16 protein-coding genes are annotated in these 17,339 nt (G+C 38.0%); 8 read left to right on the top strand and 8 right to left on the bottom strand.

Translation table 11 applies throughout. The features are described 5' to 3' along the window. Window positions 1-143: 143 nt before the first annotated feature. A complete protein-coding gene (locus Q0371_RS10750; RefSeq protein WP_169360780.1) occupies window positions 144-1,319 on the bottom strand; it encodes an MFS transporter in 1,176 nt (391 codons plus the stop codon). Between the two features lie 374 nt (window positions 1,320-1,693). On the opposite strand from Q0371_RS10750, the gene Q0371_RS10745 reads away from it, so the two are divergent. The 3 genes from Q0371_RS10745 to Q0371_RS10735 all read left to right on the top strand — a co-directional run bounded on the left by Q0371_RS10745 (window position 1,694) and on the right by Q0371_RS10735 (window position 5,579). Beyond that, the gene (locus tag Q0371_RS10745) at window positions 1,694-1,879 is read left to right on the top strand and encodes an SE1561 family protein (RefSeq protein WP_169360745.1); all 186 of its coding nucleotides are present in this window, start codon (window positions 1,694-1,696) and stop codon (window positions 1,877-1,879) included. Window positions 1,880-1,996: 117 nt separating this feature from the next. Next, window positions 1,997-3,526, top strand: coding sequence for a fumarate hydratase (locus tag Q0371_RS10740; protein WP_298470990.1), 1,530 nt, complete (start codon window positions 1,997-1,999; stop codon window positions 3,524-3,526). 151 nt (window positions 3,527-3,677) lie between these two features. Further along, on the top strand, window positions 3,678-5,579 hold the full coding sequence (locus Q0371_RS10735; protein ID WP_298470989.1) for a heavy metal translocating P-type ATPase: 1,902 nt from the start codon (window positions 3,678-3,680) through the stop codon (window positions 5,577-5,579). A gap of 492 nt (window positions 5,580-6,071) precedes the next feature. Here Q0371_RS10735 and Q0371_RS10730 read toward each other — a convergent pair whose 3' ends face one another. After that, window positions 6,072-7,037: a YihY/virulence factor BrkB family protein gene (locus Q0371_RS10730; RefSeq protein ID WP_298470986.1), complete on the bottom strand. Its 966-nt coding sequence runs from the start codon at window positions 7,035-7,037 to the stop codon at window positions 6,072-6,074. Window positions 7,038-7,058: 21 nt separating this feature from the next. Continuing rightward, a complete protein-coding gene (locus tag Q0371_RS10725) occupies window positions 7,059-7,448 on the bottom strand; it encodes a YtxH domain-containing protein (protein ID WP_298470984.1) in 390 nt (129 codons plus the stop codon). A 205-nt stretch (window positions 7,449-7,653) separates the two neighbouring features. On the opposite strand from Q0371_RS10725, the gene Q0371_RS10720 reads away from it, so the two are divergent. Both Q0371_RS10720 and Q0371_RS10715 read left to right on the top strand, forming a co-directional pair. After that, on the top strand, window positions 7,654-9,009 hold the full coding sequence (locus Q0371_RS10720; protein ID WP_298470982.1) for a sodium:alanine symporter family protein: 1,356 nt from the start codon (window positions 7,654-7,656) through the stop codon (window positions 9,007-9,009). A 68-nt stretch (window positions 9,010-9,077) separates the two neighbouring features. Further along, on the top strand, window positions 9,078-9,299 hold the full coding sequence (locus tag Q0371_RS10715; RefSeq protein WP_169361471.1) for a DUF1128 domain-containing protein: 222 nt from the start codon (window positions 9,078-9,080) through the stop codon (window positions 9,297-9,299). A 71-nt stretch (window positions 9,300-9,370) separates the two neighbouring features. Here the strand turns inward: Q0371_RS10715 and Q0371_RS10710 are convergent, their stop codons facing one another. The 5 genes from Q0371_RS10710 to motA form a co-directional block, all read right to left on the bottom strand. Beyond that, entirely contained in the window at window positions 9,371-9,994 is a 624-nt protein-coding gene (locus Q0371_RS10710; protein ID WP_298470980.1) for an FMN-binding negative transcriptional regulator, read from the bottom strand. Window positions 9,995-10,178: 184 nt separating this feature from the next. Further along, the gene (locus Q0371_RS10705; protein WP_298470978.1) at window positions 10,179-11,096 is read right to left on the bottom strand and encodes a pseudouridine-5'-phosphate glycosidase; all 918 of its coding nucleotides are present in this window, start codon (window positions 11,094-11,096) and stop codon (window positions 10,179-10,181) included. Continuing rightward, the gene (locus Q0371_RS10700) at window positions 11,093-12,193 is read right to left on the bottom strand and encodes a carbohydrate kinase (protein WP_169361474.1); all 1,101 of its coding nucleotides are present in this window, start codon (window positions 12,191-12,193) and stop codon (window positions 11,093-11,095) included. The genes Q0371_RS10705 and Q0371_RS10700 overlap by 4 nt, the downstream gene beginning before the upstream one ends. 103 nt (window positions 12,194-12,296) lie before the next feature. Continuing rightward, window positions 12,297-13,061, bottom strand: coding sequence for a flagellar motor protein MotB (gene motB, locus Q0371_RS10695; protein ID WP_251557032.1), 765 nt, complete (start codon window positions 13,059-13,061; stop codon window positions 12,297-12,299). Continuing rightward, on the bottom strand, window positions 13,045-13,848 hold the full coding sequence (gene motA / locus Q0371_RS10690; protein WP_169361476.1) for a flagellar motor stator protein MotA: 804 nt from the start codon (window positions 13,846-13,848) through the stop codon (window positions 13,045-13,047). The genes motB and motA overlap by 17 nt, the downstream gene beginning before the upstream one ends. Window positions 13,849-14,038: 190 nt before the next feature. On the opposite strand from motA, the gene Q0371_RS10685 reads away from it, so the two are divergent. The 3 genes from Q0371_RS10685 (at window position 14,039) to mreBH (ending at window position 17,298) form a co-directional block, all read left to right on the top strand. After that, window positions 14,039-15,271 (top strand): aminopeptidase, encoded by a 1,233-nt coding sequence (locus tag Q0371_RS10685; RefSeq protein WP_169361477.1) that lies wholly within the window; start codon window positions 14,039-14,041, stop codon window positions 15,269-15,271. 92 nt (window positions 15,272-15,363) lie between these two features. Next, window positions 15,364-15,504 carry a hypothetical protein gene (locus Q0371_RS10680; RefSeq protein ID WP_169361478.1) on the top strand — a complete coding sequence of 47 codons (141 nt, stop codon included), beginning with the start codon at window positions 15,364-15,366 and terminating at the stop codon, window positions 15,502-15,504. Between the two features lie 786 nt (window positions 15,505-16,290). After that, entirely contained in the window at window positions 16,291-17,298 is a 1,008-nt protein-coding gene (gene mreBH / locus Q0371_RS10675) for a rod-share determining protein MreBH (protein WP_169360739.1), read from the top strand. Window positions 17,299-17,339: the final 41 nt, after the last annotated feature.

Raw genomic sequence — 17,339 nt, 5'->3', positions numbered from 1 at the left:
AAATCAAATGTAAATGAAGCTTTACAATTATAATAAATGAAACTTGAATGTCAATAGAATTGAGAGAAGTTAGAATAATAAATAAAATTAGACCACCATAGCTCCGTGAACTTTGGTGGTCTGAATCCATTTTTTAAAATTGGTTATACTGTATTGGAACGATTAGTTTTAGTAAAAAATATTATGATAGCCATTACGCCTAATAGTAGCGAAATAAGTAACAAAAAGCTGACTCCCTCAAATAATTGAATGAACAACCCACCAAAGAAAGGACCTGATAGACTTCCTAAGCTAAAAAATATACCACAAATTAAATTACCGGTTGGTAAAAGCTCTTTTGGTGTGAGGTCGGTCATATAAGCAATTCCAAGAGAAAATGTAGAACCTACAAAAGTTCCTGCTATGAAGAAAAATGTACCTACAATTATAGCAGAAGCCTCAAAAAAGCTAGCTAATCCGAATGTGATAGCACCCAATCCAAGCATACTATATAGCACCTGTCTTCTTCCTAGGCGGTCACTCAGCATACCAAGCGGTAATTGAGAGACTACACCACCAATAGAAAATGCAGCTAGAATATACGATAGATCACTAATTTCTATCGAATTTCGTAACGCATATACAGGATAGATCGCATTTAAAGATGATTCTAAAAAGCCATAGCTAAACGGAGGGATAAAAGCTATCCATGCTACTCCAAAGGCTGCACCAAATCGTTTCCAAGTTCCATTTGCGGAGTTTGAAGAGGAAAAGGCTTCGGGCTTCTCATTCTTTATAAAAAACACCAATACCCATGCACACAAACATAAAAGTCCAGAAACGATAAAAGGAAGTCCTTCAAAAATTTCTACCAATTGAACGAACAAAGGACCAACTGCAAAGCCAACTCCAAAAGATAATCCATAGATGGCTATATTTCTTCCCAAACGATGCTGAGGAGAAAAACTTGTTATCCATGTTTGAGTAGAAAAATGAAGAGCATGATCACCAATTCCTATTAACAGCCGAAGGACAAACCAAAATGCAACACTTTTCCATAAAGGAAAAAGTAGAAGTGAAACGATAACTATAAGACCACCGACTACAATCATCGGCTTATATCCGTATTTCCGTAAGGGAAGCTCAATGAAAGGTGATATTAATAAAGTACCTATGTATAAACCTGTAGCACTTAACCCATTTAATGTAGCGCTTACCCCATCCTGCTCAAAAATTACAGAGATTAGTGGTAAAAGCATTCCTTGAGAAAAACCTGAAATTGAAACAATAATAACTAAAATCTTAAATCGTCTGCTCTCTGTAGCTGTAAATTGTTGCATAAGATAACCTCTTCACTATTTAATTTTCATACAGGTTATCATAACAAAATTTAGCTTTTCTATAAACAACAAAAGGCCCAGTCAATATCGTTTAAGATTGACTGAGCCTTTATATATTACTTATATCCTTGTGAGTATTCATAACTGCATTTGCGGCTATTTTGCCGGTGAAATGTCTGAACCGCCTCCTTCAAATGGTTAATTGGTTTTCGACTCTTCACTACGGCCTCCTTTCGTATAACTTAATGTTACTTTATCATATAAACTGAATAGTGTAAATATTTTAAATACACTAATTTATAAAATAACTCTTTTTACCTATCTTTTAAGTTCATCTTGTTATATTCTTATCTTATAAAGTGAGGTGTTTTTCTGTGGGCAAACAAATATCAAATTCAGAACAACAAGTATCTTATTTAAAAGACCGACTTCAAATGTTTTTAGAAGTACTTGATTCTATTGAACCTGAGACGACTAATTTAGAAGATATAGACAGACTTATTCAAATGATGGATGACTTAGAACTAAAAATGGAACAATTTAAAGACTCTAAGGAGTAGTATTTAAAGGCATCGGAAAATTATATTCCTGATGCCTTTTATACTGCTCTTTTTTTCATTCTTGTAAAATAGTATACTTGTTAATGTTTGTAACTACATTTAAAGGGGCATAACTAAATGCAAATGAGACAATTAGAGAAAAGTATCTATGAACTGATTACCGAGACTTCTACCAACTTACCTAAGGATGTAAGAAGAGCCATTCAAAAAGCAAAGGCTGCTGAAAATGAAGGCACTCGCGCTGCAATGAGCTTAGATACCATTACAAATAATATTCAAATGGCAGATGAAAATATTTCTCCAATTTGCCAGGACACTGGACTACCTACCTTCAAGGTAAAAACTCCAGTTGGGGTGAACCAACTAGAAATTAAGGAAGCTATTAAACGAGCTATTGTTGCTGCTACAAAAGACGCTAAGCTACGTCCTAACTCTGTAGACTCTATAACTGGAAAAAACAGTGGAGATAACTTAGGAGAAGGTGTTCCAGTAGTTAAGTTTGAACAATGGGAAAAAGATTACATAGAAATGAAGCTGATCCTTAAGGGTGGCGGATGTGAAAACAAAAACATACAATATAGCCTACCTACTGAATTAGAGGGGCTTGGTCGTGCAGGGAGAGACTTGGATGGTATACGTAAATGTATTCTGCATTCAGTGTATCAAGCTCAAGGTCAAGGCTGCTCAGCAGGCTTTATAGGCGTCGGAATTGGTGGAGATCGTTCTTCAGGATACGATTTAGCAAAGGAGCAGTTATTCCGCTCTGTAGATGATATAAATCCAAATGAAGATTTAGCAAAACTAGAAGCTTATATCGTAGAAAAAGCGAACACGTTAGGAATTGGAACAATGGGCTTTGGTGGGGAGGCAACTCTACTAGGTTGTAAGATTGGTGTCATGCACCGTATTCCTGCAAGCTTCTATGTATCAGTAGCATACAATTGCTGGGCTTATCGCCGTATGGCCATAAATATTGATCCTTCTACTGGAGATATTACAGAATGGCATTACCAAGATGGTGAAAAAATTGAGTTTAAAGATGAAGCTCAAAATGAAACACCAAAAAGAGTTGTCGAGCTTTCTGCTCCTATTACAGAAGAACAAATTCGCTCACTTCAAGTAGGCGATGTTGTTTCTATCACTGGACGTATGTACACAGGGCGTGATGCTATCCACCATCATTTAATGAGCCACGATGCTCCAGTTGATTTAGATGGCCATATTATTTATCATTGTGGTCCAGTTATGCAGAAGGACGAGGCTGGAAAATGGCATGTCCGTGCTGCAGGCCCTACCACCTCTATTCGCGAGGAGCCATATCAAGGTGACATTATGAAAAAGTTTGGTATACGCGCAGTTATAGGTAAAGGTGGAATGGGACCAAAAACACTAGCAGCCCTTCATGAGCATGGTGGTGTTTATTTAAACGCAATCGGCGGTGCGGCTCAATACTACGCAGACTGTATTAAAGACGTAGAAGGTGTTGATCTGATGGAATTTGGAATTCCTGAAGCAATGTGGCATTTACGTGTAGAAAACTTCACAGCTGTTGTTACAATGGACTCTCACGGCAATAGTCTTCACGCAGATGTAGATAAATCCTCATTAGAGAAATTAGCCTTGTACAAGGAGCCAGTATTCGCTTAAATCAAATGGTTGACAGTTAAATTTCTCTAGATTATAATGATTATAAAGTGATACTTAATTTAATTAACTGGGTTTTCCTTAGTGAAAATCCAGTTTTCCTTTATTTTAGAGAGAAATAATAATGAAAATCAATATCAAGAGGAGGATTTAAATGTCAACTATAGAAGAAAAAAACACATTTTTATCTAAAGTAATGCCCCATATAGAACTAGTTGCAGCACTATTTTCTGGTCTTTTAATATTAATCGCTTGGCTTATAGGCAATTCAGGTTTTGAAACAGCCTCCATCATCTTCTACCTGTTAGCTTTTGTAATTGGTGGATTTGCTAAGGCTAAAGAAGGTATTGAAGCAACGATAAAAGAAAAAGAATTAAATGTAGAAATGCTAATGATTCTTGCAGCCATTGGTTCATCCATAATTGGTTACTGGACTGAAGGTGCGATTCTCATTTTTATATTCGCAGTAAGTGGTGCCTTAGAAACGTATACAATGAATAAAAGCAAAAAAGAAATCTCTTCGTTAATGGAACTCCAACCTGAGGAAGCATGGAAGCTTCAAGCAGATGGAAGTACTACACGCGTATCTATAAAGGATTTAATACTCGGTGACAAGCTTGTTGTGAAACCAGGAGAAAGAATTCCTGCTGACGGTATCGTCATTAATGGCTTAACATCAGTTGATGAAGCAGCTATAAGTGGTGAGTCTCTCCCCCTTTCCAAGAAGCCGAACGATACACTTTTTGCTGGTACAGTAAATTTAAGTGGTGCGATTACGATGGAAATGACTAAAACCAATGAAAATTCCTTGTTTCAAAAAATAATCGATCTTGTCCAAACGGCTCAAGATGAAAAATCTCCAGCCCAACAATTTATCGAACGATTTGAAGGATCTTATGTAAAAGTAGTTTTAATTGCTGTTGCAGTGATGATGGTTCTCCCTCATTACTTACTTGACTGGGATTGGACCACTACTTTTTATCGAGCAATGGTTTTATTAGTAGTTGCTTCCCCTTGTGCCCTTGTAGCATCCATCATGCCAGCTACGCTAGCAGCAATTTCAAACGGTGCAAAAAGCGGCATTTTGTTTAAGGGTGGAATGCACTTAGAAAATATAAGTGAAATGAAAGCTATAGCTCTAGATAAAACAGGTACCTTAACTCAAGGTAAGCCAGTAGTGACAGACTTCTTTGTACGAGATGACTTAGACCGACTATCAGCACTTAAATTGCTTGCTACCATCGAATCACAATCGAATCACCCGTTAGCTCAAGCAATTTCTACATTCGCATTTGCGGAAGGAATCAGCCAGCTACCAATTATTCCTATTGAAGACAAACCAGGATTTGGGCTAAAGGCTACTATAAATTACGAAGAAATCTTAATCGGTAAACCTGAGTTTGTAAACAAAGACGAGGCTTTTGCATTCCAAGGAGGAGTTGCGGCTGCTCTAGCGGAGGAAGGAAAGACTGTAATATTTATGCGTGATAGTAAAGGAATAGCTGCCGCAGCTGCTTTGAAGGATACAGTTCGAGAGGAAGCTAAAGAAGCTATTAAGCTGTTACAATCACTAGGTATTAAAACAGTCATGCTAACTGGGGACAATGAAAAAACGGCAAATGTAATTGCTAAAGAAGCAGGAATTGACCAGTACATTGCGGAGTGTCTCCCAGAAACTAAAGTACAACACATGAAGGAGCTTTTAGCAGAGCACAAATTTGTTGGAATGGTAGGCGATGGGATTAACGATGCGCCTGCCTTGGCAACAGCAACAACTGGATTTGCAATGGGTGAAGGAACAGACGTAGCATTAGAAACTGCCGATGTCATTCTAATGAAAAATGATTTAAGCAAAATAGCATACGCTGTGAAAATGTCTCGAAAAATGCAACGAATCGTCAAACAGAACATTTTCTTTTCTATCACAGTAATCGCTCTTCTGATCATCTCCAACTTTTTGCAAGTAGTAGACTTGCCTATGGGTGTCATTGGACATGAAGGAAGCACCATTCTAGTTATTTTAAATGGACTAAGAATGTTAAATCGTAACATTTAAAGTTGTTCATAAAGTATCCGACCTTTCTAGGTTGGATACTTTTTTTTATAGTTTGTTGTTTGAAACGCTTAGAGCTGTTATGAGTTGTAGGGGTCCACAACATACACATCTCCTTTGGCGAGAGATTTGGCTTTATGGGCGGCTTATAGCTTTTTATGGGACAGTTCCTGATGGTTTATGGGCCACCTTCTACGCTTTATGGGACACTTAGACTCTTCTTATGGGCGCAAACCCTCTTTATGGTCGACTTATCACCTTTTATGGGACACTTTCCGCTAGTTTATGGGCCACCTTCTACACTTTATGGGACAGTTATGCGCCGCTTATGGGCGACTTATCACCTTTTATGGGACACTTTCCGCTAACCCTCTACTATTTATAGGACACTCCCTCCAGTTTAAGCCGGGTCGCCATCTCTGCTTTTATTACCTCAACCAAAAACACCCATAGATGGGAGTCAAATAGTCTCCAACCGATGGGTGTTTTTTTGTTTTATTTACGTCGCTTTTTATTATCCATCTGTAACTTTCGTTCTTGCATAACAGAATTTATCTGCCCACCGACCAACAGGATGATCCCTGAAATGTAGAGCCATAGCATGAGGATAATAATACCCCCGATACTTCCGTAAGTAGCAGAGTAGTTCCCAAAATTACTAACATAATATGAGAATCCTAGAGATACGACAATCCACCCTAAGGTTGCAAATGCTGCACCCGGGAAAACGCTCTTTAGGCCTAACTTTATGTTTGGTACTATCCAATATAATGCAGCAAGTACGATAAACATAATAATAGGGCTAAGCGTCCATCTAATATTATTCCACAAATTAATAAAGTCATCTTGGAAACCAAAATAAGAAAATAAAATTGTACCAATTTGTTCTCCGAAAACTGGTAATACTAGTGCTACAGCAAAAAGTAAAATCATTAATAGGGTAAATACCACTGATAATGCTCTAACTATAAAAAAGGGTCTCGTTTCCTCTATATCATAAGATCTATTTAAGGATTTGACGATTGCGTTCATCCCATTAGAAGCAGACCAAATGGTACCAAGAATCCCTATTGATAATAAGCCTCCGTTCCGACTTACTAAGACATCAGAAATCGTCCCCTCAATTAATGTATATACTTCACCCGGTGCATAGTTTTCTAAAAAGCGGAAGATTTGAGCCTCATCTAGATTTAGATATGGCAATAATGTAACTAAGAAAATTAATAAAGGAAAAAGTGATAGAAGGAAAAAATAAGCTAATTGAGCTGCAAGCCCTGTAATATCCGTTTTCTGTATATGCGTTATTAAATGCTTGAAGTAGCCTGACCATGTAGTTAAATCATGATTTTCCGTTTTCTTTTTCTCCTTCTTTTTAAAATTTAAAAACTTTAGCTTCGTATACCAAGTTGGAGAGGAACTTTTTTTATTGTTCTTATCATCTCTATTCATGTGTGAAACCATCTATTCCTCTCCCTTCCTTGTTTAATGTAATTTTGGCTCGTAAATACTTTTAGTCTCATCTTCCTCTGGAACAACTATGGATTTATACTCTTCCTTGGATTGGGAGAATGTATCCTTCGTCTCGGAAACAAGTGTCTTCACTTGAGGAGTAATTTCTTTTACTTCGTTCACCTTTTGTGAAATATATTTGGCATCTGAGGAGAATTGATTATAAACCGATTGCCATTTAGTTACTTGTTGATCAAGGACTTTCTTTAACTCGTCTCTGTTTCGGTTGTAATATTTAATTTCATTTCTAATCATTCTAGATCGGTTCATTACGGAATCTCTTGTCTTACGATCTAACATAGTTAATGCACCGCCAAGTACTGCGCCACACAATACACCTTTTACAAATTTACTTTCACTCATACTAATTACCTCCATATATATCGTTTTATATTAATTTTATTATACCCTGGCTTCTCTGAATCAAACTATTAATAATAATATTTTACAAAAATAAGCTTGACTATTTAAGAGAATTTTTTTTTTTGTTAAAAGGACAAATTTATTGAAAGGATATGAAAGCTATAGCATTTTTCCTAGACTGAATTACAACCAAGGAGGTTATCAATTGGATAAGTTACTAGAAATTTTAAAAAGTGTTTCGGATGTTTTATGGGGCATCCCTTTACTGATTCTCATTGTAGGAACCGGAATATTTTTGACGGTTAGAGTTGCCTTTCTACAAATACGATTACTGCCGGTAGCTTTAAGACTTACTTTTTCTAGAAAGCATGATAAAACCGCTGAAGGGGATATCTCACAATTTCAAGCACTGACGACTGCGCTGGCAGCAACAGTCGGAACCGGTAATATTGTCGGGGTGGCAACTGCCGTATTACTTGGAGGTCCTGGTGCAGTTTTCTGGATGTGGTTTTCTGCATTTTTTGGAATGGCGACTAAATATAGTGAAGCAATCCTTGCAGTTAAGTATCGGATAAAGGATGCAAATGGCCAAATGGCAGGTGGCCCAATGTACTACATAGAACACGGTTTAAAGCAAAAGTGGTTAGCTGTATTATTCGCTATTTTTGGCGCATTAGCTGCTTTTGGTATTGGAAACGGAACACAAGCTAATTCTGTATCTTCTGCAGTAGAATCTACTTTTGGAGTAGAAACTTGGATTACCGGTCTAGTTCTGGCCATTTTCACTGCTCTTGTTATTTTGGGTGGTATTAAATCTATTGGTAATGTAACAGCCGTTTTTGTACCGGTGATGGCTTTGTTCTATATACTAGCTGGACTTTTCATCATGGTTACCAATATTAGCGCTGTCCCTGAAGCGTTCGGAATTATTTTCAAATCAGCATTTACTGGAGAAGCAGCTGCTGGTGGTGCTATTGGTGCGGCTATTCGTTATGGTGTTGCTCGTGGTGTATTCTCCAATGAAGCCGGCCTTGGTTCCGCTCCAATTGCTGCTGCTGCCGCAAAAACGGATTTACCAGGACGTCAAGCACTCGTTTCCATGACACAGGTATTTATAGATACTTTTATTATCTGTTCCATTACAGGTGTTACAATCGTAATGTCCGGTATGTATAAGGATACTAGTATCGGCGGTGGAGATTTAACCTCCGCAGCCTTCGGTCATTTCCTTGGAGATTGGGGACCAATTATCATTGCTATTGGATTAATCTTTTTTGCCTCTTCCACGATTTTCGGATGGGCATATTATGGAGAAAAGTGTTTCCAATATTTATTCAAGAATCCAACGCTGTTAATTGTTTATCGTATTGCATTCGTTGCTATGGTATTCATAGGGTCAGTCGTTTCCCTCGATTTGATTTGGACATTCTCTGATATTACCAATGCATTAATGGCAATTCCTAACTTAATAGGTTTGCTTGGACTATCGGGTGTTGTCGTGTATGAGACAAAACGTATTCAGAAGAAGTTGAAGGAAGAAAAACTTGCCAGCAAGGCTTAATTTGTATTTGACATTCTAGGCTATGCGTGAAATGATATTTCTAATGTATGAAAGGCAGGTACAAAAGAATGGATTTAAATCAACCTTCCGTTGAGAATATTAGCTTTATGCTTGAAACAATCAAGGAAAAATTACGTATGGTCAATGTGGATGCCATGAAATCTGAGGACTTTAAAGCTACAGCCTATGAGGATCTTGTATATTTATATGAAATGGTCAACAAACGCGATTCTTTTAGTCCAAGTGAAATGCAAGCAATCGTCGCAGAACTTGGTAGTTTAAGAAAGTAAACACTTTATAATTTTTTATAAAGAAAGAGAGGTAACCTGTTTATACAAAGGCTACCTCTCTTTTTTATATATTAATTATCCTTCTGGAGTTTCCTTTCCATTACTTTTGCGACTTGGTGAGAGTTCATAGTCTTTTCCTCATACAGTTTATGAATGATGTTCTGGTAATCCGCTTCGTTACGGTTTTGACTTAGTTTATCAACAGCCTGAACTTCTTGTATCTTAATCTTAAATCCAACAATACCCTTCAGTTCTTTTTCTAACAATTGTGGAGAAAGATTTTCCCATAAAACAGGATTTTTTCGATGTTTCTCATATTTTTGCAGCAACCATGTCAGGTCTTGTTTTAACTCGTCCTCGGTCAATATTACGGCCTTCCCATATACATGGACAGCCTGATAGTTCCATGTTGGGACATTTTCATGTTCATACCACGAAGAAGATATGTAAGAGTGAGGTCCTTGGAAAATAACCAATACATCTTCAGCTGTTTCAAATGTTCTCCATTGAGGATTCCCATACGCCATATGCCCTGTGACGTAATAATCTTCCCCTTCATTATGGATCTGCAATGGTAGGTGAGTTGCAATCGGTTTTTCTTTTTTCGTCGTAATAAGAACTCCAAATGAATTTGTATGAATGAATTCCTTAATCTCTTCCCAATTTGTCACCTTATAATATTTCGGAATATACATAATGAGCAACCTTTCCAATCAAATGATGTTTTTATCCGTTATTTACTTCGGTACTACAGACAGAAATTCCTTCCTAAGCCCTAACTAACTATTGCTCATACCATGGAAAGCGGTCGATAGCGGAAACCAATTGCACGTAAAATAAAAAAAATCCTCCCCTACTTTTATAGGGAAGGACCAATTCTTATTTAGATAGCTTATTTAACTCTACTGCAATTTTAGCTCCAACTCTTGCATTATTGTATACAAGCTCTATGTTAGATTCTAATGACTTACCTTCTGTTAACTCTTTTACTTTACCAAGAAGGAATGGTGTTACATCCTTACCTTTAATGCCATTATCTTCAGCTTCTTGTAATGCTGTTTGAATGATTCTATTCATGTATTCCTCGTCCAATGAATATTCTGCTGGGATAGGATTAGCAATGATCGCTCCGCCATTTAGACCTAGCTCCCATTTAACGTTTAGCATTTCAGCAACTTCTTTTTCTTCGTCCATACGGAAGTCTGATTTAAAAGGGCTAGTGGAAGTATAGAATGCTGGGAAAGCTTCCGTTTGGAATCCTACTACTGGTACACCTTTTGTCTCTAAGTATTCTAACGTTAATCCGATATCTAAAATTGACTTAGCACCTGCGCAAACAACTGCAACATTTGTAGAAGCTAACTCTTCAAGGTCAGCTGAAATGTCCATTGTTGTCTCAGCACCTCTATGCACTCCGCCGATACCACCAGTTACAAACATTTGAATTCCTGCAAGATCCGCACAAATCATGGTTGTTGCCACAGTAGTAGCACCGATTTCCTTGGAAGCGACTACATATGGTAAATCTCTTCTAGAAGTTTTGCGAGCATTGCTGCTAGTTGCTAAAGTTTCTAATTCTTCATTGGATAAACCAATTTTAATCTTCCCGTCCATAATTGCAATTGTTGCAGGAACTGCTCCGTTATCACGGATAATTTGTTCTACTTTTCTTGCCATTTCAATGTTTTGTGGATAAGGCATCCCATGAGAAATGATAGTAGATTCTAATGCTACGATCGCTTTTCCTTCTGCCATTCCTTGTTCAACCTCTTGTGAGTACGTTAGGTATTTTTTCATTTTAAATATTCCTCCAGTTCATTAGTTAACTTCAATTTTGTTAGTTCAGTTCGTACTGTGTCTACAGATTGGAGTGTTTTAGTAGCGTTAATCATTCCAGTCAGCACAGCCTGCTTTACTTCTACTCCATCCAACGAAGCATGAAGAACCCCAGAAACAAAGGCATCTCCTGCACCAGTCACGTCTACTACCTGCTCTGTTTGGATAGCAGGCATAAACAATGTCTCGATCTCTTTCCCAGCACATACTACTCCCTTGCTGCCATTCGTTATAATGACATGGCGTATGCCTTTTTGGACAAAGGCCTCGGCTGTACGTTTCCAAGATTCCTCATCCACAATCTGCGTTTGAAAGTATGTTTCGGCTTCATCCTTATTTGTTATAAGCCACTCTATTCCTTCCAGATTCTCCGGCATTCGATTCATCTTCGGTGAAGACACTGGGATAATTGCAAGAGGAATCTTATTGCCGACCGCCAATGCGTGAATGTATTCCATTACATCTTTTGGACAGTTCATATCTATTATGAGCATTTGCGCATTAGTAAGATAAGCCTCTTGTTTTTTCATGTAGTCCACTGTTAGCTGATCATAAATATCCATATTAGCCAGTGCAAAAAGCATTTCCCCCTGTTGGTCTAGTACGGCTGAGTACGTTCCAGTAGAGTAGTTAACAAGCTTTTCTACAGAAAACAAGTTCATCCAGTGACTAGATGCCTTTTCGATAGAAGCGTATTCCATATCGTTACCGACAACTGTAAGTAGCCTGACGGTATTGCCAAGCCTTCCTAAGTTTTCAGCAATATTCCTTGCAACTCCGCCTATACTTTGCAGGCTTGTAGTTGGATTAGAAGTACCCATTTGTAATTGATCTTTTACTATATACTTTCTATCTACATTAGCTCCGCCTATACAAATAATCTCTTTATTCTCCGGTAAAATGTATGCTCTGCCAATAATCTTCCCACTTTTAATGAGCTGAGAGATGATATTAGCAACTGCTGGCCTGGACATCTTTAAGGCATCTGCCATTTCTTGTTGTGATGCATAAGGATTGTTACGCAAATAGGTCAGAACTTTTAATTCCTTGGATTCCATTCGGACAACCTCCTCTCTTTAAACATTTGTTTTAATTATAAACTTTTGTTTTAAAAAGTCAAAGAAAAACTGACAACTATTTTAAATAATTGTCAGTTTCATTTTATTGGGGTTGGTCGTTTAAGCTGCCATCCTCTAATACTCGAGGCTGTATCAGCACTTCGACACGTCTATTTTTTGCTCTGCCTTCTTCCGTATCATTAGCAGCAACCGGCTTGAATTCTCCGTAGCCCTTCGCACTAAAGTACAGAGGATCAATCGTGTTATTGTTTACTAATATTTTCAAAAAGTTCACCGAGCGCATAACACTTAACTCCCAGTTAGAGGCATAAACACTACTAGATATCGGAATATTATCCGTGTGTCCTGTAATCACAACATTACGAGGCGGATCAAACACCAGTAAATCTGATATATCTTCTGCAATTTGTCGATACTCTTGTTTTACCTCTGCCTGTCCCAAGTCAAATAAAATGCTATCTCTAATTGTCACTAAAAGACCTTCGCTTGTTAACTCAGTTGCAAATTGTTTCTCTAGCGCATTAACCGCTATGTATTCATCAACACTGTCTTGAATCTCAGATAAAGCTTGCTGATCCTCGATGTAAGCCATGCTTTGATTGGAATCACCGCTATTATTGTTTCTAGGTACGTCCATTGGCGAAGGCTGTTCCATTAGTCCGGTACCTCCATCAAACACTTGATTGAATACCGCGGACATTTGGTTTAGCTTTTCTTGATCAACAGTACTAGAAGCAAATAACACAATAAACAGTGCAAGTAGTAAAGTTAAAATATCTGCGTAAGGAAGAAGCCAAGATTCACTCATTTCCTCTTCATGCTGATGTTTTTTATGCTTCTTTGCCAAGGCCTGCCTCCCCGCTTTCATTTAAAACTTTTTTACGTTCAGACATAGATAGATAAGAAGCCAATTTCTGCTCTATCACACGTGGTGCATCTCCTTCTAAGACAGAAAGGATTCCCTCTAACATCATAGTTTTTTGTCTAACCTCTTGCTTTGACTTTCGTTTTAACTTGTTGGCAAATGGATGCCAAAGCACATAACCTGTGAATATCCCTAATAATGTAGCGATGAATGCAGCGGAAATTGCATGTCCTAATTTTTCTATATCATTCATATCACCTAGCGCTGCTACTAAACCAACTACTGCACCTAGCACTCCAAGAGTAGGTGCATATGTACCTGCCTGCGTGAAAATCTGAGCACCAGTGGAATGTCTTTCTTCCAAGGCATTAATTTCTTCTGTTAACACATCTCTAATATAATCTGCATTCTGTCCATCGATAGCTAAAGTAAGTCCATTTTTCAAAAATGGATCTTCCACATCGGTTGTTTTACTCTCTAATGCAAGTAACCCTTCTCTACGAGCTAAATCAGCCCAGTTAGAAAACAATTTAATAACTTCATGATCTGGCACTAACTTCTGTTCTTTAAAAATTACTCCGAAAAGCTTAGGTATTCTTTTTAGCTCATCCATCGGGAAACCAATTACGATAGTCGCAATTGTTCCAACGATAATAATTAAAATAGCTGCTGGATTCAACAGGGCAGCTAATCCTACTCCCTTCAGAACCATTCCTACACCTAACGCAACAATTCCTAAGACGAGACCAATTACTGTAGACTTATCCAATTCATAAACCCCCACATTCTATTTCTGTTCTTTATTTCGGTTAATATATCAGGATTTTAATATTAGTTTCTAACTATAAATTTTATTTCAATTAATTTGAACTCTTTTTTGTCTTAATTGGCAGAGAGTCATTGATAAATCCCTCTATAAACTGATACTATAATCTTAAGAAAAGAAAGGATGTATGGATATGTCAACCTTTGAAAACAATTTAGAAAAGTATGCTGCTTTAGCTGTTGAAGTAGGAGTAAATATACAAAAAGGGCAAGATTTATATATTGCGGCCTCTACAGAAACAGTAGAATTTGTCCGACTTGTAACTAAAAAAGCTTATGAAGCTGGAGCTAAGACTGTTTACGTAGATTTTTCTGATGATGAGTTAACACGCATCCGTTATGAGCTAGCCTCAAAAGACTCTTTCGACTTCTATCCACCATGGAAAGTTCAAGAAAGAGAGCAGCTTGCTGAATCAGGCGCTGCTTTTATGAGTATCGTAAGTCAAAGTCCCGATTTACTGAAGGGTATAGATTCTAGTAAAATCTCAACTTTCCAAAAAGCTGCAGGTCAAGCTATGTCCAAATACCGCCAGTATGTTCAGTCAGATAAAATTAGCTGGTCTGTAGTTGCGGCACCTTCTAAAAAATGGGCTGCAAAAGTATTTCCAGAGCTTCCTCAGGAAGAGCAAGTTCCAGCATTATGGGAATCTATCTTTAGTGCAGTAAGAGCTGACCTGGAAGATCCAGTATCTGCTTGGAAAGAGCACGATCGTTTGTTGCACACAAAAGTAGACTACTTAAACGATAAAAATTATAAAAAACTTCATTACACAGCTCCAGGCACTGACCTAACAATTGAACTTCCGAACGGCCATCTCTGGTGCGGAGCTAGTAGCACGAACGAAAAAGGCGAAGATTTTATGGCTAACATGCCTACAGAAGAAGTATTTACAGTTCCTTTAAAAACAGGCGTTGACGGGTATGTAGCAAGCACGAAGCCTTTAAGCTATGGTGGAAATATTATTGATAATTTCACTATCACTTTTGAAAATGGTCGCATTGTAAAAGTAGAGGCAAAAGAAGGTCAAGAAGTACTAGAGCAATTAGTTGATACGGATGAAGGCTCCCATTACCTTGGGGAAGTTGCACTTGTACCACATGATTCACCAATCTCTAACTCTAACCTGTTATTCTATAATACATTGTTTGATGAAAATGCTTCGAACCATTTAGCAATCGGTAGTGCATATGCGTTCTGTATCGAAGGCGGCAAAAAAATGAGTCGTGAAGAGCTTGCAGAAAACGGATTGAATGAAAGTATCACTCATGTAGACTTCATGATTGGTTCTGAAAATATGAATATTGATGGAATTAAAGAGGATGGCACTAAAGAACCTGTGTTTAGAAACGGAAACTGGGCATTTTAATCACAATCTATTCATAAATTTAATGTTTTAGTGTTACAAATTTAGTGTAAATAAGTTATAATGATATTAATATGAATAGTGAGGTGTTAAAAATGGGCTTATTCATAGCTACAATTCTTGGGTTCTCTGGCGGTATTTTAGCCATTGGAGCGGTAATCATGTTTTACTTCTCTAAACCAATGAACAACCAAGATGCAATTATCGTCGATCCGAAACCAACTAATAAGTTTTAATATGTCAACTGCGACTTAACAGTCGCGGTTGTTTTTTTATACAAAAGGTACAATAGTTCCTTACTGGGGTGCACCTGTTTAGGTGCGCTTTCGTGTTGATTAGGTGTCATTTCTATAGCTTTTAGGTGCACTTTTGCTCCGATTAGGTGACATTTCTTTTCTTTTAGGTGCGTTTCCCCGGTTTAGGTGACATTTCATACGTATTAGGTGTCATCTCTATAGGATTTAGGTGCACTTTTACTCTAATTAGGTGTCGCTTCTTTTCATTTAGACACCTTGCCCATCGGGGTCAAATGGGGAAATGCTGCTCCTGCGCGAGCTCGTCGCAAACAAAATCGTTTGCGGTGGCTGAGGACTGCCTCCTCACTTTTCCCCATTTGCCTGTCGGGGCAGACCAGGCGCCTCCGCTTTTCTTATTGTCTAGCTCCACCGCCTTGCCCCTCGGGGTCAAATGGGAAAATACTGCTCCTGCGCGAGCTCGTCGCAAACAAAATCGTTTGCGGTGGCTGAGGTGCTGCCTCCTCGTATTTTCCCATTTGCATGTCGGGGCAGATCAGGCGCCTCCGCTTTTCTTGATGTTATTTCTTATTTTTTTCATTTCATTTTAGATAAGTTTGTATTACAAAACGAATACAAAATAGGTTTTTGTCATTATTTTTTTCCCTATAAATGCCCCTTACTACCCACAAAGTATTGAAACATACGTAAAATTCCATTATGTTACAAATGGCAATTGTGCTATTTTCCATTATAATAACGTAGAGCAAGTGAAATGGAGGAAGACATATGTTGTCAAATTCACATATCGGTATTGATTTAGGAACTGCTAATACTTTAGTTTATACAAAAAATAAGGGATTACTTATAGATGAGCCAACTGTGGTGGCAGTAAACACAAAAACAAAAGAAATAATTGCCTTTGGATCAGAGGCCAAAAAGATGATAGGTAAAACACCAACATCTATTGAAGTAGTTAGACCTCTAAAAGATGGCGTGATCGCAGACTTTGATGTTACTACCCAGTTGTTAAAACTTATTATGCAAAAAGCTAGCAAAAAACTTGGTACTTCTTTACGTAAGCCTACTGTGATTGTGTGCACACCTTCAGGAGCAACTTCTGTAGAACGCCGTGCCATCCAAGATGCGGTACGTCAAAGTGGCGCTAAAGAAGTGCAGCTAATGGAAGAACCTGTTGCCGCTGCAATTGGTGCTGGGTTGCCAGTCAATGAGCCAGTAGCAAGCATGATTGTTGATATCGGTGGAGGTACTACAGAGGTAGGGATTATCTCATACGGAGGTGTAGTCGCGTCTAGTACTGTGAAAGCTGCAGGAGATCGAATGGACGAGGCAATTATCCACTATGTACGTAAAGAGTTTAATGTGATAATTGGTGAGCCTACAGCAGAATTGATAAAAACGACTATAGGGTATGCCCTTGTTCCTCATACAGAAGAAGTAATGGAAGTGCGAGGAAGAGATGTAGTGACGGGGTTACCAAAAATAGTGAAACTATCTTCTACTCAAATACAGGGAGTTTTAAAAGAATCATTAGAGACAATTCTAGAAGCAATTCGTGCGACACTAGAAATTTGTCCTCCTGAGCTTTCAGGAGATATCGTAGACCATGGTGTTATATTGACTGGTGGCGGAGCGTTGCTAAAAGGATTAAAGGAATGGCTTAGCGGTGTAATTGAAGTACCTGTCCACCTTGCACCAGAACCATTACAGTCAGTTGTAATCGGTACAGGGAAGTCTTTCTTTATCCATGATCGCAAAAGAAACATTGCAAGATAATTTCTTTAAACAAATATTAAGTAAATTTCTTCTTTTTCGTA

Origin of the sequence: uncultured Psychrobacillus sp. (assembly GCF_938022135.1) — a bacterium.
Classification (GTDB): domain Bacteria; phylum Bacillota; class Bacilli; order Bacillales_A; family Planococcaceae; genus Psychrobacillus.
The sequence above is the reverse complement of the archived record's forward strand: the minus strand, read 5'-3'. Positions and strand labels throughout refer to the sequence as shown.

Coding starts and splice junctions, on each gene's coding strand:
- Q0371_RS10685 (WP_169361477.1), top strand. CDS start 14,039: ATGTCAACCTTTGAAAACAATTTAGAAAAGTATGCTGCTTTAGCTGTT.
- Q0371_RS10705 (WP_298470978.1), bottom strand. CDS start 11,096: ATGAAAAAATACCTAACGTACTCACAAGAGGTTGAACAAGGAATGGCA.
- Q0371_RS10715 (WP_169361471.1), top strand. CDS start 9,078: ATGGATTTAAATCAACCTTCCGTTGAGAATATTAGCTTTATGCTTGAA.
- mreBH (WP_169360739.1), top strand. CDS start 16,291: ATGTTGTCAAATTCACATATCGGTATTGATTTAGGAACTGCTAATACT.
- Q0371_RS10740 (WP_298470990.1), top strand. CDS start 1,997: ATGCAAATGAGACAATTAGAGAAAAGTATCTATGAACTGATTACCGAG.
- Q0371_RS10680 (WP_169361478.1), top strand. CDS start 15,364: ATGGGCTTATTCATAGCTACAATTCTTGGGTTCTCTGGCGGTATTTTA.
- Q0371_RS10730 (WP_298470986.1), bottom strand. CDS start 7,037: ATGGTTTCACACATGAATAGAGATGATAAGAACAATAAAAAAAGTTCC.
- Q0371_RS10700 (WP_169361474.1), bottom strand. CDS start 12,193: ATGGAATCCAAGGAATTAAAAGTTCTGACCTATTTGCGTAACAATCCT.
- Q0371_RS10725 (WP_298470984.1), bottom strand. CDS start 7,448: ATGAGTGAAAGTAAATTTGTAAAAGGTGTATTGTGTGGCGCAGTACTT.
- Q0371_RS10750 (WP_169360780.1), bottom strand. CDS start 1,319: ATGCAACAATTTACAGCTACAGAGAGCAGACGATTTAAGATTTTAGTT.
- Q0371_RS10735 (WP_298470989.1), top strand. CDS start 3,678: ATGTCAACTATAGAAGAAAAAAACACATTTTTATCTAAAGTAATGCCC.
- Q0371_RS10710 (WP_298470980.1), bottom strand. CDS start 9,994: ATGTATATTCCGAAATATTATAAGGTGACAAATTGGGAAGAGATTAAG.